Origin of the sequence: Schauerella aestuarii (assembly GCF_009866805.1) — a bacterium.
Lineage (GTDB): Bacteria > Pseudomonadota > Gammaproteobacteria > Burkholderiales > Burkholderiaceae_B > Schauerella > Schauerella aestuarii.
This window is the reverse complement of sequence record NZ_SIZW01000042.1, coordinates 254,707-272,842: the sequence shown is the minus strand read 5'-3', so window position 1 is coordinate 272,842 and position 18,136 is coordinate 254,707. Positions and strand designations below refer to the sequence as shown.

The 18,136-nt window shown below is 63.6% G+C and carries 21 protein-coding genes; 11 read left to right on the top strand and 10 right to left on the bottom strand.

Features of this window, described 5'->3' with window-relative positions:
- The first annotated feature begins 8 nt into the window (after positions 1 to 8).
- The 10 genes from EYW45_RS16360 (at position 9) to EYW45_RS16315 (ending at position 8,928) form a co-directional block, all read left to right on the top strand.
- On the top strand, positions 9 to 530 hold the full coding sequence (locus tag EYW45_RS16360) for a (2Fe-2S)-binding protein (protein ID WP_161136500.1): 522 nt from the start codon (positions 9 to 11) through the stop codon (positions 528 to 530).
- Positions 520 to 1,272: an SRPBCC family protein gene (locus EYW45_RS16355; protein WP_161136499.1), complete on the top strand. Its 753-nt coding sequence runs from the start codon at positions 520 to 522 to the stop codon at positions 1,270 to 1,272. The genes EYW45_RS16360 and EYW45_RS16355 overlap by 11 nt, the downstream gene beginning before the upstream one ends.
- A complete protein-coding gene (locus tag EYW45_RS16350) occupies positions 1,272 to 2,429 on the top strand; it encodes an oxamate carbamoyltransferase subunit AllG family protein (RefSeq protein ID WP_161136498.1) in 1,158 nt (385 codons plus the stop codon). The genes EYW45_RS16355 and EYW45_RS16350 overlap by 1 nt, the downstream gene beginning before the upstream one ends.
- Positions 2,426 to 3,181 (top strand): SDR family NAD(P)-dependent oxidoreductase, encoded by a 756-nt coding sequence (locus EYW45_RS16345; RefSeq protein WP_161136497.1) that lies wholly within the window; start codon positions 2,426 to 2,428, stop codon positions 3,179 to 3,181. Before EYW45_RS16350 ends, EYW45_RS16345 begins: the two co-directional genes overlap by 4 nt.
- Positions 3,182 to 3,192: 11 nt before the next feature.
- Positions 3,193 to 4,164 (top strand): isopenicillin N synthase family dioxygenase, encoded by a 972-nt coding sequence (locus EYW45_RS16340; protein WP_161136496.1) that lies wholly within the window; start codon positions 3,193 to 3,195, stop codon positions 4,162 to 4,164.
- Between the two features lie 48 nt (positions 4,165 to 4,212).
- Complete coding sequence (locus EYW45_RS16335; RefSeq protein ID WP_161136495.1) at positions 4,213 to 5,364, top strand: ABC transporter substrate-binding protein; 1,152 nt, start codon at positions 4,213 to 4,215, stop codon at positions 5,362 to 5,364.
- Between the two features lie 84 nt (positions 5,365 to 5,448).
- Positions 5,449 to 6,321, top strand: a complete 873-nt coding sequence (locus EYW45_RS16330; protein WP_161136494.1) for a branched-chain amino acid ABC transporter permease — start codon at positions 5,449 to 5,451, stop codon at positions 6,319 to 6,321.
- A gap of 3 nt (positions 6,322 to 6,324) precedes the next feature.
- Positions 6,325 to 7,386, top strand: coding sequence for a branched-chain amino acid ABC transporter permease (locus EYW45_RS16325; RefSeq protein WP_161136493.1), 1,062 nt, complete (start codon positions 6,325 to 6,327; stop codon positions 7,384 to 7,386).
- Positions 7,383 to 8,237 (top strand): ABC transporter ATP-binding protein, encoded by an 855-nt coding sequence (locus EYW45_RS16320; RefSeq protein ID WP_235939096.1) that lies wholly within the window; start codon positions 7,383 to 7,385, stop codon positions 8,235 to 8,237. Before EYW45_RS16325 ends, EYW45_RS16320 begins: the two co-directional genes overlap by 4 nt.
- Positions 8,224 to 8,928, top strand: coding sequence for an ABC transporter ATP-binding protein (locus EYW45_RS16315; protein WP_161136492.1), 705 nt, complete (start codon positions 8,224 to 8,226; stop codon positions 8,926 to 8,928). Before EYW45_RS16320 ends, EYW45_RS16315 begins: the two co-directional genes overlap by 14 nt.
- A 7-nt stretch (positions 8,929 to 8,935) precedes the next feature.
- On the opposite strand, the gene EYW45_RS16310 is transcribed toward EYW45_RS16315, so the two are convergent.
- The 9 genes from EYW45_RS16310 to EYW45_RS16270 form a co-directional block, all read right to left on the bottom strand.
- Positions 8,936 to 9,511: a MarR family winged helix-turn-helix transcriptional regulator gene (locus EYW45_RS16310; RefSeq protein ID WP_161136491.1), complete on the bottom strand. Its 576-nt coding sequence runs from the start codon at positions 9,509 to 9,511 to the stop codon at positions 8,936 to 8,938.
- Positions 9,511 to 10,377: a LamB/YcsF family protein gene (locus EYW45_RS16305; RefSeq protein ID WP_161136490.1), complete on the bottom strand. Its 867-nt coding sequence runs from the start codon at positions 10,375 to 10,377 to the stop codon at positions 9,511 to 9,513. The genes EYW45_RS16310 and EYW45_RS16305 overlap by 1 nt, the downstream gene beginning before the upstream one ends.
- Before the next feature lie 8 nt (positions 10,378 to 10,385).
- Positions 10,386 to 11,396 (bottom strand): 5-oxoprolinase subunit C family protein, encoded by a 1,011-nt coding sequence (locus EYW45_RS16300; protein WP_235939095.1) that lies wholly within the window; start codon positions 11,394 to 11,396, stop codon positions 10,386 to 10,388.
- On the bottom strand, positions 11,387 to 12,127 hold the full coding sequence (gene pxpB, locus EYW45_RS16295; RefSeq protein WP_161136489.1) for a 5-oxoprolinase subunit PxpB: 741 nt from the start codon (positions 12,125 to 12,127) through the stop codon (positions 11,387 to 11,389). The genes EYW45_RS16300 and pxpB overlap by 10 nt, the downstream gene beginning before the upstream one ends.
- Positions 12,128 to 12,216: 89 nt before the next feature.
- The gene (xerD, locus tag EYW45_RS16290; protein WP_161136488.1) at positions 12,217 to 13,167 is read right to left on the bottom strand and encodes a site-specific tyrosine recombinase XerD; all 951 of its coding nucleotides are present in this window, start codon (positions 13,165 to 13,167) and stop codon (positions 12,217 to 12,219) included.
- Between the two features lie 104 nt (positions 13,168 to 13,271).
- Complete coding sequence (locus EYW45_RS16285) at positions 13,272 to 13,844, bottom strand: TetR/AcrR family transcriptional regulator (RefSeq protein WP_161136487.1); 573 nt, start codon at positions 13,842 to 13,844, stop codon at positions 13,272 to 13,274.
- Between the two features lie 175 nt (positions 13,845 to 14,019).
- On the bottom strand, positions 14,020 to 14,610 hold the full coding sequence (locus EYW45_RS16280; protein WP_161136486.1) for a BPSL1445 family SYLF domain-containing lipoprotein: 591 nt from the start codon (positions 14,608 to 14,610) through the stop codon (positions 14,020 to 14,022).
- A gap of 88 nt (positions 14,611 to 14,698) precedes the next feature.
- Positions 14,699 to 15,328, bottom strand: a complete 630-nt coding sequence (locus tag EYW45_RS16275; RefSeq protein ID WP_161136485.1) for a glycine zipper domain-containing protein — start codon at positions 15,326 to 15,328, stop codon at positions 14,699 to 14,701.
- A gap of 52 nt (positions 15,329 to 15,380) precedes the next feature.
- On the bottom strand, positions 15,381 to 15,740 hold the full coding sequence (locus tag EYW45_RS16270; protein WP_161136484.1) for a DUF883 family protein: 360 nt from the start codon (positions 15,738 to 15,740) through the stop codon (positions 15,381 to 15,383).
- A 211-nt stretch (positions 15,741 to 15,951) separates the two neighbouring features.
- Between EYW45_RS16270 and EYW45_RS16265 the strand changes: the two genes are divergently transcribed.
- The gene (locus tag EYW45_RS16265) at positions 15,952 to 17,103 is read left to right on the top strand and encodes a metallophosphoesterase (RefSeq protein WP_161136483.1); all 1,152 of its coding nucleotides are present in this window, start codon (positions 15,952 to 15,954) and stop codon (positions 17,101 to 17,103) included.
- A gap of 28 nt (positions 17,104 to 17,131) precedes the next feature.
- On the opposite strand, the gene EYW45_RS16260 is transcribed toward EYW45_RS16265, so the two are convergent.
- Positions 17,132 to 18,130: a diguanylate cyclase domain-containing protein gene (locus EYW45_RS16260; protein ID WP_161136482.1), complete on the bottom strand. Its 999-nt coding sequence runs from the start codon at positions 18,128 to 18,130 to the stop codon at positions 17,132 to 17,134.
- Positions 18,131 to 18,136: the final 6 nt, after the last annotated feature.

Genomic DNA, 18,136 nt, shown 5'->3' with positions numbered 1-18,136 from the left:
GCCAATCGATGCGACCCGAACTGGTTTTTCCGCCTACGCACGAGATCGACATTCGCTTGTCGGTCAACGGCCGCCAATATGCCGTGCGCACGGAAGCGCGTACGCATCTGGCCGATGTGCTGCGCGAGCATTGCGGACTTACGGCCACCCATATCGGCTGCGAACAAGGCGTGTGCGGCGCCTGCACGGTGGAGGTCGATGGCGCCCCACAACGGGCCTGTTTGCAGTCGGCCGCGCGATTCGAGGGCAAAACGGTGCGCACGCTCGAGGCCTTCGATGACGATGCCTTGACCGCTGAATTGCGCGCCGCCTTTACCGCCGAACATGCGCTGCAATGCGGCTACTGCACGCCGGGCATGTTGATGACCGCGCGCGACATCGTGCAACGACTCCCTGACGCCAACGAGGCACGGATTCGCGAAGAACTGGCGGGCAATCTGTGCCGCTGTACCGGTTACCGCGGCATCGTCCGCGCCATCGCGCATGTGCTGGCCGCACGTCGCATTCAGGAACCCGCCCATGCAACTTGAACAGCACTTCCTCGTCGCCGTACCGCTTGCGCGCGTGTGGGAGGCCTTTCACGACCCCGAATTGCTCGTGTCGTGCCTGCCCGGTGCCTCCCTGCGCGGTCCGGCCGAAGGCAGCACGCTGCCGCTGCTGTTCAAGGTCAAACTGGGACCGATCGCTGCGGCGTTCGCCGGATCCGGCGAACTCACGCTCGATGAGGCGGCGCACTGCGGCGCGTTGAGCGGCCAGGCCGCCGATGGCAAGAGCAACAGCCGCGTCAAAGGCGATGCCGCGTTCGATCTGACTGAAGCCGAAGGCGGCACGCGGGTGGGCGTGAACGTCACCTTCTCGATCACGGGGTCGCTCGCGCAATTCAGCCGCGAAGGCATTGTGCGCGCGCTGGCCGATCAACTGACAAGGCAGTTCGCCGACAACCTGCAGGGCGTGCTGGCGCAGGATGCGATCGGCGAAGACGCGCTATCGGACGCATCCTCGTCCCCACTTCCCGCTCATGCGCATGCCCATGCCGATGCGGCGAGTGCAGCGACGCCGTCTTTTGCCGCAGCATCACCCGCTACGACGGCACCGGCATCGTCCGGCCCGGTTCACGCACCTGCCGTCGCACCGCCGAGCGCAGCAGCGACCGCCAAGGCGGCTGCAAAGGCGAGACCGGCCGCAGAGGCCCCTGCGCTCAACCTCTTCACGCTGATCGGCGCGGTCATCCGCGATTACTGGCGCAAGTTCTTCAACCGGAAGCCCTCGTGATGACCGCCTTGCCCCACCTGGATGCGGTCGCAGCCGCCACTGACCACGCGGCTCCCGCCCGCACAGCGGCCACGCTCGCGGCCGTCTTCGCCGGCGCCCGCTGGCAAGACGTTCGACGCCTGCGCGACGCGCTCCCCGACCTGCCCGACACCCTGCTGCTGCACGCCGGTCCCACTTACGGCGACCAGGCGGTGCCGGCCCCTGTGCGCCATGCCGCCGCACACGCCATCGTGTACGAAGGCGCCGCCGGCAGCCTGGCACAGGCGCTTGGATTGATCGACGACGGCACCTATCGTTTCGTGCCCGCGCAAGACTACGGCGTGGTCACGCCGCTGGCGCAAGTCGTGACCCTCGGCATGCCCGTATTGGTCGTGGGCGACGGCGACACTGCCTCGTATGCACCCATTGCCGAAGGACCGCCGCCGGCATTGCGTTTCGGCTCGCCCGATCCGGTGTGTGTGGCCAACATGCAATCGATGAGCGCCCTGGTGCTCGGCCCGGTCGCCCGCGCCGTGCGCGCCGCGCCGGTCGCCCTGACTGCCGTCATCGAAAACGCCTTGCAGGGCCAGGATGAATGTCACGCACGCACTGGCGCTGCCAACGCCACCCTGCTTACGCAACTCCCTGCCTTGGACGACGTCAGTCGCGCCGCCCTGGCTGCCAACCCCGGCTTCGTGCTCACACTGATCATGGCCGCAAGCGCGTGGGTATTGCGTTACGGCCAAGGCCCGCTCCTGTCCGCCGGCGGCAATGGCTTGGCGTTCGGCATTCGAATGAAAAACGAAACGGTGTGGCGCACGGTTGCCGCCACGCCGCCCGTAGGCAACCTTTTCCCGGCACACGCCGCAAGTACGCCAATTGGCGCGATCGGCGATAGCGCCGTCATCGATTGCTGCGGCCTTGGCGGCCAGGCGATCGCATTCGCGCCGGCGCTGCTGCAAGAATGGGCGGCGAGCTTGCCCGCAGACGCCGCCGCACGCGGCGCACAGGTCATCGACCCCGCAACCGGTGTCATCGATCCCGCACGCATCGCCGCCACCGGCCATGCGCCCGCCATCCACTTGGCAATGGTCGACCGCGCGGGGATGGCCGGGTTGATCGGCCGCGGTGCCTACACACCACCCGTGTCGCTCTTCGCGCCCAAGGATCCATCATGAGTCTCGACCACGCCGTGGCCATCGTGACCGGCGGTGCCATGGGCATCGGGCGCGCCATCGTCCTCCGCTTGCTCGAACGCGGCGCGCGCGTCGTGATTGCCGATCGCGCCGGCGCCGAAACCACCGCGACCGAACTGCGCGCGCAAGGCCACGATGTGCTGGGCGTCGCTGTGGACGTGTCCGACGAAGACCAGGTGCAGGCCATGGCCGACGCCGCCTGCGCAGCCTATGGCCGCATCGATGTGCTCGTCAACAACGCCGGTATTTACTCGTCGCTCACGCCCACGCCCTTCGACGCCCTCACTGTGGCCGATTGGAGGCAGGTACTGGACGTGAACGTGATCGGCACCTTCCTCGCCTGTCGCGCCGTGACGCCTGCGTTCAAACGCGCGGGCGGCGGACGCATCGTCAATATCTCATCGGGCGTGGCGTTCAAGGGCAACCCGCTGATGGCCCATTACGTGGCGAGCAAAGGCGCCGTGATTTCATTGACCCGCGCCCTCGCCACCGAAATGGGCGCTTTCAACGTGCTGGTCAACAGCGTGGCACCTGGCTTTACGTTGAGCGAAGGCGTAACGCGCAACCCCACCCTGGTCGACGGCGTCAAGGGGCCCTCGCTGCGCAATCGCATCCTGGCGCGCGATATGGTGCCCGAAGACCTCGTCGGCGCGGTCGAGTTCTTCGCCGGCAATCAATCCGCATTCATCACCGGCCAGACGCTGGTGGTGGATGGCGGCGCGTACTTTCACTGATCGGAGCGCCCATGTCCGCCACCCTTCCCGTTATCGATCTGACGCCGGCCTTGCACGGCAGTGCCGCCGACCGATTGCACGTTGCGCAGCACATCGACCGCACCTGCCGCGAAATCGGTTTCTTCACGATCTGCGGCCATGGCGTACCGCGCGAGTTGATGACCAACCTGCGCGCGCGCGCCTACGATTTCTTCAATCAACCGGTGGAGCAGAAACTGCTTGCGGCGCCCGCCGATCCCAAAGTGCCGCGCGGTTATCGCGCGTTGGGTTTCGAAGCGCTGTCGTTCGGCAACGCGCAAGAGACGCCGCCGGACTTGAAGGAGTATTTCCACTTCGGACGGGAGTCCTGGCCCGATGACGCGTACTACACCACCGGCGAAGGTCCACGCTACTTCATCCCCAACGTCTGGCCCGCGACACCGCTCGGATGGCGCGACGCCGCCCACGCTTATTACGCCGCGATGGAGGGCCTCACCGAGCAGATGATGGCGCTGACCGCACTGGGCCTCGGGCTGAACGAATCGTTCTTCGCCGACAAAATCGATCGCCACATCACGGCCATGCGCATCAATCATTATCCGGCGGCCACCGCGCCGCCAATACCGGGCCAATTGCGTGCCGGCGCCCACACCGACTACGGCTTGCTCACGATCCTCAATGGCGAAAACGTGCCCGGCGGCCTGCAGGTACAAACCCGCGCGGGCGACTGGCTCGGCGTGGAGACCGATCCGGACACCTTCGTCGTCAATATCGGCGACCTGCTGATGCGCTGGACCAACGACCGCTGGGTGTCCAACACGCACCGCGTCGTCAACCCGCCCGACGACGGCCGGCCCGCGCAAGCGCGCCTGTCCATTGCCTTCTTTCATCATCCCAACTACGACGCGCAGATCGAATGCGTGGCGGGCGATGACGAGCCCAAATATCCCCCGGTGTCATCCGGGGCGTATCGCGATCTCAGATACCGGCAAACCCGCGTTTGAGCCCGACGCATTGCGAGCTGTTCCCTCTCACCCTCAGGAGTGTGCATTATGTGGACGACTACCCGGCTGTTTGCCCTGTTGACGCTGGCGGCCAGTACTGCTGCGCCAGCCCTGGCCCAGGAAACCATCAAGATCGGCGTCACCCAGCCGTTGACCGGCGCCGTCGCGGCGTCGGGTAACTACGTGACCAACGGCGCGCGCATTGCCGCCGAGCAGATCAACGCCCAGGGCGGCGTACTGGGCAAGAAAATCGAACTCATCATCGAGGACAACAAGTCCAATCCGCGCGAGGCCGTCAACTCGGTCGAAAAATTGATCTTGCGTGACAAAGTGCCCGTGCTGATGGGCGCATGGAGCTCGACGTTTACGCTGGCCATCATGCCCAAGCTGATCGAATACAACGTGCCGATGGTGGTTGAAACGGCATCGTCGAGCAAGATCACGACGGCCGGCAACCCCTGGATCTTTCGCGTCAGCCCCACGTCGAAAATGGAAGCGCTGGCCTTCGCGAAAGAACTGAAGAACGTCCAGCCCGCCATCAAGAAGGTCGATTTCCTTTCGGTGAACAACGACTGGGGCCTGGGTGCCGCCACCGAGTTCCGCGCCATGTTCGCCGAACAAGGCATTCAGGTCGGCCGGATCGAAACCATGGCCCCGGATGCGACCGATCTGTCGGCCCAGTTGGCCACGCTGCGCGATTCCGGCGCCGACACGCTGATCGTGACCTCGGGCGTGGAGCAATTGACGCTGGCCATTCGCCAGGCCGCTGAGCAACGCCTGCCCCAACGCATCATCACCACCGGCGGCTCGTTCCCCGAACCCCTGCTGGATAACCCCGGTCCCAAAGGCTACGCCAGCACCCATCTGCTGTTTTTCGCGCCTTGGGCGGTCGAACGCGCCAAGTACCCGGAGGTTGCCAACGCCTACGTGAACGCGTGGAAGGCCAAGAACCTGCCGTTCGCTGGCTTGACGGAAGGCTTCCGCGGCTATGACGGTATCAAGACGATCGCGGCGGCCATCACGTCGGCCGGCAAAGCCGATTCCGAGTCGATCCGCGCCGCCTTATGGAAGGTCAACGTGCAAGGCGTCAACGGCGACATTGCCTTCATCAAGGAAGGTCCGGAAGGCAAGGAAAGCGGCCAGAACTCGCCCAATGTGTATGTGGTCAAGTTGATGGACGGCAAGGTCACCGTGCAGTAAGACGCCGGCGGGTGGTGGCATGTTGCCGCTGCCTGCCCTCAGTACTGTCCGGCGGCTGCGGGCCGCCGGCTTCGGGAGATCGACGTGGATCAATTTTTACAGCACCTGGTCAATGGTGCCGTGCTGGGCGCCACCTACGCCCTCCTGGGCATCGGCCTGACGCTGATCTTCGGCATCATGAAGGTCGTGAACTTCGCCCACGGCGAGTTGTACACCCTTGGCGCCTATGTGGCCTACGGCCTCGTCTCGGTGCTCAAGCTGGATTTCTTTTCATCGTTGCTGATTGCGGCAGCGGTGGGCTTCATTTTCGGCGCGATCGTCGAATTCGTCTTGCTGCGGCGTCGCGATCTGGCCAATATCGATGAGGTCATGCTCATCATGATCGGTGTCATGATCATCATGCAGAACGCTGAATTGTTGTTCTGGGGCGGCGTGGCCAAGATCGTGCCGTCCCCCTTCTCGCAAGAACCGCTGGTCTTCGGCAGCGTCGCCATTTCGGCCACGCGTCTGTTCGTGCTGGCGGCCGCTGCGGTGTTGCTGGTGGTGTTCTATTTCGGCATCGAGCGCTCGCGCCTGGGCATGGCCATGCGTGCGACCTTTCAGGACCGCGACGCGGCCAAGATCGTGGGCGTGAACGTCTCGCGCATCTATACGCTCACGTTTGCGCTGGGGTCGGCGCTGGCGGCCACGGCCGGCGCGCTGCTGGCGCCGGTATTCATGGTGAGTCCGGCCATGGGCGATCTCGCCAGCCTGAAAGCTTTCGCCATCGTGATTCTCGGTGGATTGGGCAATCTGGCGGGCGCCGCGCTCGGCGGCTTCGCGTTGGCCATGATCGAAGAATTCGGCGCGGGTTTTGTGTCCACCGCCTATCGCGATGCACTGGGCTTTGCCGTCATTCTCTTTGTGATGATCGTGCGCCCGCAGGGCCTTTTCGCAATCAAAGAACGGGTGGGCTGACACATGCGACGTCTTGTCTTCATTCTTTGCGCCCTCGCGCTCGCCGCCCTGCCCTTGATCTGGCCCGATCCCTACATGCTGTCGGTCGTGGCGGCCGCGGGCATCATGATCATCGCCGCCATGAGCTTGAACCTGCTGTTGGGCTTCACCGGCCAGCTGAGCCTGGGGCATGCCGCGTTCTTCGGCATCGGCGCCTACACCAGCGCTTTGCTCTCGCTGGGCTTCGATGTGGATCTGGGAGTGGGCGTGCTCGTCGTGACCCCAAAGCCGGTATGGCTGGCCTTCATCTCGGGCATGGCGGTCGCCGGTTTCTTCGGATGGCTGGTGGGCCGCGTGGCGTTTCGCGTGCGCGGCGCGTACTTCGTGATCGTCACGATCAGCTTTGCCCAGGTCATGCGCATGGTGGCGCTCAACTGGGTCGATCTCACCGAAGGCCCGATGGCCCTCACTTCGATTCCACCCCTCACGTTCTGGACCCCCTCGGGCATCGCCGACGTCACCACCAAGGCCGGCACCTACTGGCTGGTGCTCGGCGTGGCGGTGGTCGCCTATATCGCCATTGCCCGTCTCGTGCATTCGCGACCCGGGCGCGCCATGATCGCCCTGCGCGAAAACGAAACGCTCGCGCGCTCGATCGGCATCCGCGTCACGCACTACCTCGTCATCGCCTCCATCGTGTCGGCGGCCATCGCAGGCGCGGCTGGCGGCCTCTATGCCCACACCGTACGCATCATCGATCCGGATGTTTTCCTCTTCATCTACACCATCACGATGGTCATCATGGTGATCGCCGGCGGCAAAGGCACGCTGGCCGGCCCGGTAGTGGGCGGCCTGATCTTCGGGCTCCTGCCCGAGATGCAGCGCGGCTATGTGGCGCCCGAAGTGCAGTGGATGCTATACGGCGCCCTGATGATTCTGATCCTGCTCTTCCTGCCGCGCGGGATTGTGCCGTCGGGTGCCGCGCTCTACGCGCGACTGCGCCGGCGATCCGCCACCGAACCTGGCGATCCGCCCCGCGCCGATGCGCCGCTCAACACCACGTCCGCATCGGGAGTTCGCTCATGACGACCGCTACGCTCGCCGCACCTACGCCGGGTGCCATGACGCCACCTGCCCATCCCCGCGCCGCGGATGGCATGGCGCCCGTGCTTGCCCTGGAGGGGGTGACCATGAAGATCGCCGGGCTCACGGCCTTGAATGACGTCAGTTTCGACGTCATGCCCGGACAGATCGTGAGCCTCATCGGCCCCAATGGTGCCGGAAAAACCACCGCATTCAATGTGATCTCCGGCTACATGCGCCCGACCTCCGGACGCGTTCTGCTGTTCGGCGAGAACATCGTGGGCAAGAAACCCGAGGCCATCGCGCAACGCGGACTGGTACGCAGTTTTCAACGCACCAGCGTGTTCGACAACGCCACCGTTTTCGACAACCTGCTGACGGCGTTTCATCTGCAGGGCGCAAGCGGCCTGGTAGGCGCATGGCTGCGCACGCCGTCATTCAAGCGCGATGAAGCCCGCCAGCGCGAACGCGCACTCGAGATGATGGCCTTTCTCGGCCTTACCCGACGGGCAGACGAGGTGGCCAAAACGCTCTCGTACGGCGAGCAACGCTTGCTGGGCGTAGGCATCGCGCTGGCCGCGCAGCCCAAACTCCTGCTGCTCGATGAACCGGCAGCGGGCCTGAATCCGTCGGAAACCGAAGCGTTCAAGGCGCGGATTCATGAGATCGGCGCACGCGGCGTGACGGTGCTGCTGGTCGAACACGATATGCACATGGTCATGTCCATCTCGGACCACATCATCGTGCTCAATCAAGGACAACGCATCGCACAGGGCATCCCCCGGGCGATTCAGGAAAATCCGGAAGTCATCAGGGCTTATCTGGGATCGGGGTTGAAACGTGCTCAAACTTGAAGACATCACCGTGCGCTACGGCGCCACCGTCGGCGTCGATCGCGTGTCGCTCTCAGTGGGCGAAGGCGAACTGGTCACCCTCATCGGCGCGAACGGCGCCGGAAAATCGACCACGCTGCGCGCCATCGGCGGACTCGAGCCGTTGGTATCTGGCCGCATCACCTTCGAAGGCACGACGATCAGCGGCGCGCCCACCCCTGAAATCATTGAACGCGGTATCGCGCACTGCCCCGAAGGCCGGCGTGTGTTCCCCCAGCTCACCGTGCGCGAAAACCTTGAAATGGGGGCCTACCGCCGCCGCGACCGGCAACGCGCGCGCGACGACATGGAAAAAATGCTCGATCGCTTTCCGCGCCTGCGCGAGCGCATCAAGCAACCCGCCGGCACGCTCTCGGGCGGCGAGCAGCAGATGCTCGCCATTGCGCGCGCACTCATGTCCAGGCCTCGACTCATCATGTTCGACGAGCCGTCACTGGGGCTGGCGCCCAATTTCGTCGAACAGGTGTTTGGCCTCGTCATGGACATCCGCGCAGAAGGCACGACGGTACTCATGGTGGAACAGAACGCCTATGCTGCACTCGAGATGTGCGACCGGTCCTATCTCCTGGAAACGGGCCGCGTGGTCTCGCACGGGAGCGCAGCCGAGATGCTGGCCAATCCGGATATCCGAAAGGCTTATCTGGGGGGATAGCGGTTGATCACAACCGGAACGGCACCGCGCCCGCGTCGTTGTTGGCCTCAACCAGCCGGATCAACTGCAGCATCAACGCATCGCGCCCCTCGGGCGCCAACGCCTCCAGCGTGCGGTCGTGTGCGCGCTGAACGGCCGGCGCCATCTTGGTCACCAGCAACTTGCCCTTGCGCGCCAGCTTGACCAAACGCACCCGACCGTCTTCCGGACTCACCCGCCGCGTGATCAGTCCACGCGCCTCAAGTCGCGTCAGCACTTCGGCCACGGTGGTGCGTTCCAGCCCCACTTCGCGTGCGATCGAAATCTGATCGCTCTCGCCACGCCGGTCCAACGCGGTCATCAAACTGAACTGCACCGGCGTGATGTTGAAGGTCGCCGTCTCTTCAAGAAACAGCGAGCAGTGAATCTGATGCAACCGCCGAATCAAAAAGCCCGGCCGACCCAACAACGGCGACCGCTCACGCGCCGCCGCCAGATGTGCGGCCGCAGAAACGTCGGCTGGAGGTGCCTCCACGGCAGACGCATCCCCTGCCGACGACACCGTGGTTGACGTCGCCTTCGACCGTGTCTTGGTGTTTGTCATCAGATCGTCGCGATACGAATGCCGTCATGCGTCAAGGCCTCGCGGATGCGGCGCGCAAACACGGCCGCACCCGGCTGATCGCCATGAATGCACAGCGTATCGGCGCGCACAGGCACCCGCTTGCCGGTTTGCGACGTCACGTACCCGCCCACCACCATACCCTTGACCTGCGCGATCGAAAGATCGGGATCTTCGATCATGGCATCCGCCTGCGAACGCGGCGTGAGCGTGGCGTCGTCCTGATAAGTGCGATCCGCAAACACCTCGTAGGCGACAGGCAAGCCCAACGCCGTGGCGGCATCGGCCATCGTCGAGGTCGCCACGTAGACAATGAGCGAGGGATCCACATCGCGCGTGGCGCGTGCCACGGCGTCGGCGATCGCAGGATCCTTTGCAGTCATGTTGTAGAGCGCGCCGTGCGCTTTCACGTGATGCAATGTGGTGCCGGCCGCGCGCGTGAACGCCCAAAGCGCGCCGATCTGATACACGGTGAGGTCGTACACTTCTGCCGGCGACAGCGCCATCACCCGGCGGCCGAAGCCTTGCAGATCCGGCAAGCCTGGATGGGCACCCACTGCCACGCCACGCTCGACGGCGGCCTCCACGGTGCGATGCATCACGCCCGGGTCGCCGGCATGCATGCCGCACGCGATGTTGGCTGACGTCACGTGCGCCAGGACTTCCAGATCGTTGCCCATCACAAAGGCGCCGAAGCTCTCGCCCATATCGCAATTGATATCGAGCGTGGGCGCAGTTCTGGCCGGGGATGCATCGGTTGGCGCAGCGGCGTCGCCGTCAGCCGGGCGTTGCGTTTCAGCGGATCTGGATGAAGATGCGGACAGTGCGGATGCGGTTGATGTGGTCATCGCGATTCCTAGTGAGCGATCGATTCGAGTGTGGCGGCAGCCGCAGCGGCGAAACGCGCCAGGTCGGCAGCGCGCTGCTGTGCCAGCTGTTGGGCCTGGGCCAGCGAGACAAGGTGAAAGCGTACGACATCTTCGGGCATGGCTTGCGCGAGCTGCGGAAGGTCGACGCTGGCCACATAAGCAATCTTGGGATAGCCGCCGGCAGTCTGGCGATCCGCCATCAACACGATCGGCTGCCCATCGGGCGGCACCTGCACCGTACCGAACGGCGTGCCTTCGGAAATCATCTCGAGCGGTGCGGCCAGCGCCAACGGTTCGCCGCTCAAGCGATACCCCATACGATCCGAACGGCTGTCGATCTTGTAGCCCAGCTCGGCGAACGCAGTGTGCGACGTCGGTGAAAACGCCGCCCATTGCGGCCCGGCCACCACCCGCAACGTGGCGACCGCGTCGCCGGCATCAGGCATCGGCCACGGCACCACGGGCGCTGCGGCGAACGGCACGCCGGCCTGCACCATCAATCGCAGCAATCCGCGATACGGCACCGCCGGCGCACCCGTGGGGACCCGGTCGTCGCGCTGCAGCGCCCGGCCCTCGAAGCCGCCGTATCCTGCGCGCACGAAGGTGCTGCGGCTGCCCATGACCATCGGCACATCGAATCCGCCGGACACCGCAAGATACGCCCGCGCACCGGTTCGGCGCGCGCCGAAATGCACGGTCACGCCCGCACGCAGCAGCACGGCACACTCGCGCGGCAAGGCAACGTCATCGACGCGCGCATCCAGATCGCCGCCCGTGATCGCGATCAGCGCGTCGCGCTCGAAACGCAATACCGGCCCTTGCAGCGTGCATTCGAGCGTTGCCACGTCCGGTGCGTTACCGACCAGGGCGTTGGCACGACGATGCGCATCGTTATCCATCGCGCCGTTGACGGGCACACCGAATTGTTGGTAGCCAGTGCGGCCCAGATCCTGCAAGGTGCTGAGCGGACCCGGTTTGATCACGCGCATCATGCCCATGTCTGCGCTCCCGCGTCCAAGGCCGCGTATTCGGCTTGCGATATCGGGACGAAACGGAGACGGTCACCGAGGCGCAACCGCACGGGAGGCGTCTGCGCCAGATCGAAAAAACGCATCGGCGTACGACCGATGATGCTCCATCCACCCGGCGTTTCGAGCGTATAGACAGTGGCCTGATTGTTGGCGATGGCCACCGAGCCTTTCGGCACACGGGTGCGCGGCGTCTTACGGCGCGGCACCGACAACGTCGGGTCCAGGCCCACGGCAAACGGCGTTCCGGGCGAAAAGAAAAAGGTGCACACGATGAGTTCGGACGCGCCGTGACGGGCGATCACGTCTTCGCGTTCGATCCCGCAACGCATGGCCACATCGTCGAGATCCGGCGCAAAGGTGCCGTCGTAGCACACGGGAATCTCGATCGTGCGGCCACCGGTGGCGACCGCCGGCAAGCCCGCCCGCAATGCGCCGTCGATCGCTGCGGACAACACGTCGAACGGCGCATCTTCAGGCCCGTACGCGCTTGGATCGTAATGCACCGCGAGCGTGGTGAAGGCCGGCACGATATCGGTCACACCGTTGAGCGGATGCGCCAGGAAGTGGGCCGCGGCTGCCTGCACGCGCAAGCTGGTCGCGATATCGACACGGTCGCCGAATGCGATGATCAGGCAGCGATCGCCGCCGGCCACAATGCGCCAATCGGCAGGCGTTTCAGACAATGGGATGTGAGACATGAGAAACCGTCAGGGACGCAACACGCGCCGAATGCAACAGAACAGCCAAGGATGCATTCTACGGTAGCAATCCGAGGTAAGCCACGCTTTCACCCGCGCGGATGATGTTGAGCGTGCAACGCTTTCAGGCGTTCGCGCGCAACGTGCGTGTAGATCTGCGTGGTGGAGATATCGGCGTGTCCGAGCAGCATCTGCACCACCCGCAGATCGGCACCGTGGTTGACCAGATGCGTGGCAAAAGCATGGCGCAATACGTGGGGCGACACCGGTGCCACGATACCTGCGCGACGGGCACAGGCGCCAATCATCAGCCAGAAGGTCTGCCGATGCATGCTATCGCCCCGAATGGTGACGAACATCGCATCCGAGCGCATGCCGTTGAGAATGCCGGTGCGCGCCTCATCGAGGTAACGCGCAATCCAGTGTGCGGCTTCCGCGCCCAGCGGCACCAGCCGGTCCTTGCCGCCCTTCCCATGCACCACGCGCACCACGCCCTCGTTCAAGCTCACATCCAGCACATTGAGCCCCACCAGTTCCGAGACGCGCAACCCGGTGGCATACAACGTTTCGAGCATGGCCTTATCGCGCAGTCCCAGTGGCGTCGCCACATCGGGCGCATTGAGCAAGGCGTCGACTTGCGCTTCGGACAAGGTTTTGGGCAATCGGCTGCCGGCCTTGGCCGACACCAGCGATTGACAGGGATCACCCGTAACGACCCCAGCCCGTAACGCCCATTGGAAATAACGACGTAACGACGACAGTCGCCGGTTGGCCGTGGCGGGCTTGGTATGCGTGTGCACTGCGGCAAACCAGTCTTGAATGTCGATCGTCGTGGCTTGCGATAGCGCCGTGGCCGAGCGCTCACGCATCCAGATGTCGAAACTCGCGAGATCGTTGCGATAACTCGTGCGGGTGTTCTCGGCCAAACCATCTTCAAGCCACAACCCATCGAGAAAGCGATCGATATTCGGGTCGACATCGGTGCGGCTTTGCACCGACGGCACGGCATCGGTGGGACCGGTCAAACGGCGGCGCGGCATTGCGAACACCCATCAAGGAACATCGCGAAAGTGTAGGCCATGCGCGAGCCATCTGCGACAACGCAGCGTAAGTGCCACTCGCCGATGCCGTGGTGGACGAGCGATCAGGCCGCCTGCTTATCGCGCTCGGCGATGGGATACGTCAATCCAACCAGGCGCTCGATAAGCTTGGCGCGCGACGTGCCCCCAATGGATGGCGTGCCGAAAAGTTCGGCCGACCAAAGACTATCCACGGCAAGGCGAGCGATCCACGCGCTTTCGCATGCCTGGGTTTCCGATTCGACGGCTTGCTGGTAGCGCCGCAAGGTATCGCGCCACAGATGCAGCAACGACGGATCCACGACGAACGCCGTCGCCAGCCCGCCCCAGCGCCGATTCTGCTTCTCGCCCAGACGGGCGATCGTGAGGATATACGCCCGCGTCATGCGGCAATTCGGCTCGCTGTCTTCCAGCGCAGCTGCTTGCACATCGTTCCAGAACTGATCGACGAGATCGCGCACGACCGCCTCGACCAGCACGCTTTTGGTGGGAAAGTGATGCAGCAATGCCCCTTTGCTGAGACCCGCCCGTTTGGCGACGCCATCGAGCGTAAAGGTGGTGGCACCCGCTTCCGAGATCGCGTCGCCCGCGGCACGGATCAGGAGCGTACGCGTAACATCAGCTTGTCGTTTGATCATGTCGGACTCCTCGTTCAAGAGACGCCACCATACCGGCCAGACGGTTACCAACCTAGTAAAATCGTCACTCTGGAGTTACTTTCAGATTTTTCCCAAATGCGCATGATAAAGGCCGGCGCAACGTGCACCGGCCTTCACGATCGTGACGCCGCAGTGATGCGGCGTCGTGCTTCGATCAGGGCGAGATCTTGTTGATCTTGGCACCCGTCAACGACACGCCAGCCATCAGGCCGGTGTTGTTGACCACGAAGCCCACGATGGGCTGACGAATCGTGTTGCTGTCGATGCTGCCGTTCGCGCCAATCGTGGCGACTGCGATCGTGGCGTCAGCGCCAACCGTCCAACCATTGCTATTGCGGAAGTTATCCAGCGACTGTTGGGTCATGAACAGAACGATGATGCTCTTGTCCTGGGCGCCAGCCTGGAAGCCGATCGAGCCGGCGGTGGTGCTGTAGTAACCCGTGGTCTTGCCATCGACGCGCAAGGCGCCACGGCCGTACTCACCGCCGACCACGAAGCTCGCGCCGACGACCGACGGGAACACCAGCACGCCCTTGGCACGCGACACCAGGTCACGCGAAGCCGGTGCCGAAGCGTAGAGCTTGGACAGCGCTGCATCCACACCCGAATTGATCTGGGCGCGTTCGGTGGCCGGCGTGGCGGCGTCGTGCGGTTTGGTCGTCGTGCAGCCCGTGAAGGCGAGGCTCGCGGCGACGAGGGCCAGCGCAATTCCGGAGGAGCGGAAGGTTGTACGATTTTTTTGCATAGTAAAGCTCCATTGAGAAAAAGTCGGCCGGTCTTCATAGACTTCGCACGACGAGACAACTTCGACGGGGTAACCCGCCAAAAATAAATCAGGGTGTGGTGGTTCTGGGCTGTTGATTGATCGTGTCGGTTAGTTCGGGCGCCTTGACCGGATCGAAATCCGTCCAGGCCCCCTGAGACCAACGCCCTTGAGCGCGCTCCACATCCATGCCGCCGCTATCGCGCAGAATGCGCGCCACAGTGGCTTCCTTGGCAGGATCGCACTGCACAGCCAACAATACGCCCGCTTGACGCAGCGGCGCATGCTCCATCTCAGGATCTTGCGCCGGCACTGAATTGCCGCGTTTTGCAGTCACATTCCGCTTGCGGCCACGGCCGGCAAGTTGCATGGCACCGATAAGCGAGCCCAGATAGGCGCCTACGGCTGCCGCAATAATGCTGACGATGCCCGACTGACCCGTACTGAATGCGATCAGCGCACCGATCGCAGCACCTGCCATGCCAATCACAGCAGCGCCCGCGATCGCACCAAATTGCGCACCGCTGGCATCGGGATCACTCGTACGATCGCCGCCCACAGGATGACGGTCGTGCGCGCCCGCGCTATTGACGTAGAACGTATGCAAGGCATCGTCGTGAAATCCTTCTCGATGCAGCAACTGGGCAGCATTGGCTGCCTTGTCCCAACTTTCGAATCGAGCCGCAACGATCAATGACATACGTTCCTCCAACGCGATACGCGGTCACCGGGCATCGCCCGGTTACCCGATATCATTCCCAGCGGCCGCCCGTTTTTTTCACAGCGGTGCGAGCCAAAAGGCTGACGCCAATACCAACCAACGCAGCGATGCCCATCGACTTCCATGCGTTTTCGTGCACATACGCATCGGTTTCCTTCGACAGACGGGCCGCGCGATCGGCAGCCACATCTTTCCAGTCGCTGGCGCGACCACGCAGGCTTTCAAGTTGGCCCTTCAGCTTGCGGCGTGCGTCGTCGACGCCTTCGCCGGTCTTGTCGGCCGTGGAACGCAGGAGTTCTTCGCTGGCGGCGAGCAGGTCGTCCAGATCGCGCCCGAGGCGTTCCTGGCCGTTTTGTGCTTCATCACGTGCGCGTTTCAGACTGAATTTCATACGTTCTCCTTATCCGGTTCAAATAGTGTCGATCGCCGCAATCGACTGACGCGTGTTACCTAGCAGGTAGCGTGCCTGAGCAAGTTCCCGTCGTCACAAAAAAGAATTCCGCATCCCAAAAATATTCGCGAACCTCATTGCCACGGCTGCGGCACCGGCACGCCCACGTAGAATGCAAAAGCCCCGCCCATCCACCCCCCCTATGGTTCCCATGCGTCCCTCATCCTTTCTCGTCCGTTTCATCGCCATGGGCGTCGCGCTTCATGTTTATGTTGGCGTGCGTCTGATTCCCGCGCTTGGGTTGTCGGGCGCGGGAGTCGCAGGTGCGGTGCTGGCCCTCGTCGCCTTGGTGTGCATTGCGCCAGCCGGCATGCTGAGTCGTCGCATCGTTCGCCAGCCACTCTCGGACCGCGTGGCATGGGTTGGCTTCATGGCAATGGGATTTTTCTCATCGCTGTTCGTGCTGACACTATTGCGCGATGTGGGTCTGATGCTCTACCGGGTCACATGCTGGGCAGGCGGTTGGACTGAACCGGCCATGCTCGCTCGTGATACCGCTGGGCTGGTACCGATCGCCGCGATCCTGATTACGATGGTCGGCCTTTACAACGCGCGCCGCCGTGCCCCATTAAGGCACGTCACGGTGCCGCATGCCGAACTCCCTGCGGCCCTGGCATCCCTGCGCATTGTGCAACTGAGCGATATTCACGTTGGACCAACGATCAAACGCGGCTACGTGCAAGCTATCGTTGACGCTGTGAACGCACAGCAGCCGGATGTGGTGGTGATTACGGGCGACCTGGTAGACGGCAGCGTCGCAGCGCTTGCACCGCACATTGCACCCTTGGCTGCCCTGCGCGCACGCTACGGCGTCTTCGTCGTCACCGGCAATCACGAGTACTACGCTGGCGCGCCGGCATGGGTCGCGCATTTTCAGGTGCTGGGCATGCGCCCATTGATGAACGAACACGTCGTCATCCACCATGAAGGCGCTGCATTCATCTTGGGTGGCATCACCGATTACAACGCTGGCGGCTTCGTTGCCGGGCATCGCAGCGACCCCATGAAAGCCATGGCCGGCGCGCCCACGGATCTTGCCGTGCGTATTTTGCTTGCGCACCAGCCACGTAGTGCGCCCGCCGCCGCAGACGCAGGATTTACGCTGCAGCTTTCGGGCCACACCCACGGAGGGCAATTCCTGCCTTGGCCCGCGTTCGTCCGGTTTCAACAGCCTTTTGTGTTTGGACTGCGGCAACTGAATGGGATGTGGGTATATATCAGCCGCGGCACGGGGTATTGGGGACCGCCAAAGCGCTTCTTCGCGCCCTCGGAAATTACGTGTCTGCGCCTGCGGGCAGCGTAACGCTCAGCCTATCCCTAGTGACCACTTGTTAGCTCGCAACGACTTGATTTCGGCCCTGATGTTTGGCGGCGTAGAGATTGCGATCGGCGGCATCCACCAGCGCAGTGAATGTTGTGCCCTGCTGAGGCACCATCGTCGCGGCGCCAATACTCACCGATAAGATATCGCCGGTGGTTGATGCCTTGTGTTCGACAGCGAGCGCTGCCACTGCACGGCGCAACTTCTCGCCGATCAAGCGCGCGCCGCCGAGCGAGGTATTGGGCATCACCAACGAAAACTCCTCGCCGCCGTAGCGCGCGGCCAAGTCGGTCGAGCGATCGGCCGCGCCCTGCAGAGCCTGCGCGACCTGCTTGAGCGCCCCATCGCCGGCGAGGTGCCCGTAGGTATCGTTGTAGCGCTTGAAGTGATCGACATCGACCATCATGAGCGCAATATCCCGCTGCTCGCGCATGGCGCGTTGCCACTCCGCACCCAGGTACTCGTCAAAATAGCGGCGATTTGCCAAGCCGGTGAGGCCATCGAGATTGCTCAGTCGGCGCAGCTCCAGATTCATCTCCAGCAATTGCTGCTGGCTGGCGTGCAGCGCACGATACGCTTCGTCGCGTTCGCGCAGCGCAAGATAGGATCTCGAGTGATAGCGTATGCGAGCGATGAGCTCGATCGCATCAGGCAGTTTGACGAGATAATCATTGGCGCCGGCGGCAAATGCCGCGCTCTTGGTGATGGGATCTTCTTTGGTCGACAACACGATGATCGGCACGTCGCGCAAGGTCGGGGTATCGCGATAAGCACGCACCAGTGTCAGTCCGTCCACCCGCGGCAGGACGAGATCCTGAAGAATCACCGTCGGTTTCAGACGCTGCGCCTCACTCACGGCATCGTCGGGATTCGGACAAAAGTGATAGACCACATCGCGTTCTTGCACCAGTGCCCGCCGGATCGCCTCGCCCACCATGATCTGATCGTCCACCAGGAGAACGGTGACGGGCAATATTGGTGCAAGCGGGGTGTCGGCGACTGCTGCCATAGGTTG

What these genes read in the sequence shown, in the direction of transcription:
- EYW45_RS16265 (WP_161136483.1), top strand. Translation starts at nt 15,952, where the DNA reads ATGCGTCCCTCATCCTTTCTCGTCCGTTTCATCGCCATGGGCGTCGCG.
- EYW45_RS16280 (WP_161136486.1), bottom strand. Translation starts at nt 14,610, where the DNA reads ATGCAAAAAAATCGTACAACCTTCCGCTCCTCCGGAATTGCGCTGGCC.
- EYW45_RS16340 (WP_161136496.1), top strand. Translation starts at nt 3,193, where the DNA reads ATGTCCGCCACCCTTCCCGTTATCGATCTGACGCCGGCCTTGCACGGC.
- xerD (WP_161136488.1), bottom strand. Translation starts at nt 13,167, where the DNA reads ATGCCGCGCCGCCGTTTGACCGGTCCCACCGATGCCGTGCCGTCGGTG.
- EYW45_RS16320 (WP_235939096.1), top strand. Translation starts at nt 7,383, where the DNA reads ATGACGACCGCTACGCTCGCCGCACCTACGCCGGGTGCCATGACGCCA.
- EYW45_RS16350 (WP_161136498.1), top strand. Translation starts at nt 1,272, where the DNA reads ATGACCGCCTTGCCCCACCTGGATGCGGTCGCAGCCGCCACTGACCAC.
- EYW45_RS16360 (WP_161136500.1), top strand. Translation starts at nt 9, where the DNA reads ATGCGACCCGAACTGGTTTTTCCGCCTACGCACGAGATCGACATTCGC.
- EYW45_RS16285 (WP_161136487.1), bottom strand. Translation starts at nt 13,844, where the DNA reads ATGATCAAACGACAAGCTGATGTTACGCGTACGCTCCTGATCCGTGCC.
- EYW45_RS16270 (WP_161136484.1), bottom strand. Translation starts at nt 15,740, where the DNA reads ATGAAATTCAGTCTGAAACGCGCACGTGATGAAGCACAAAACGGCCAG.
- EYW45_RS16325 (WP_161136493.1), top strand. Translation starts at nt 6,325, where the DNA reads ATGCGACGTCTTGTCTTCATTCTTTGCGCCCTCGCGCTCGCCGCCCTG.
- EYW45_RS16355 (WP_161136499.1), top strand. Translation starts at nt 520, where the DNA reads ATGCAACTTGAACAGCACTTCCTCGTCGCCGTACCGCTTGCGCGCGTG.
- EYW45_RS16260 (WP_161136482.1), bottom strand. Translation starts at nt 18,130, where the DNA reads ATGGCAGCAGTCGCCGACACCCCGCTTGCACCAATATTGCCCGTCACC.
- EYW45_RS16305 (WP_161136490.1), bottom strand. Translation starts at nt 10,377, where the DNA reads ATGACCACATCAACCGCATCCGCACTGTCCGCATCTTCATCCAGATCC.
- EYW45_RS16345 (WP_161136497.1), top strand. Translation starts at nt 2,426, where the DNA reads ATGAGTCTCGACCACGCCGTGGCCATCGTGACCGGCGGTGCCATGGGC.
- EYW45_RS16275 (WP_161136485.1), bottom strand. Translation starts at nt 15,328, where the DNA reads ATGTCATTGATCGTTGCGGCTCGATTCGAAAGTTGGGACAAGGCAGCC.
- EYW45_RS16300 (WP_235939095.1), bottom strand. Translation starts at nt 11,396, where the DNA reads ATGGGCATGATGCGCGTGATCAAACCGGGTCCGCTCAGCACCTTGCAG.
- pxpB (WP_161136489.1), bottom strand. Translation starts at nt 12,127, where the DNA reads ATGTCTCACATCCCATTGTCTGAAACGCCTGCCGATTGGCGCATTGTG.
- EYW45_RS16310 (WP_161136491.1), bottom strand. Translation starts at nt 9,511, where the DNA reads ATGACAAACACCAAGACACGGTCGAAGGCGACGTCAACCACGGTGTCG.
- EYW45_RS16335 (WP_161136495.1), top strand. Translation starts at nt 4,213, where the DNA reads ATGTGGACGACTACCCGGCTGTTTGCCCTGTTGACGCTGGCGGCCAGT.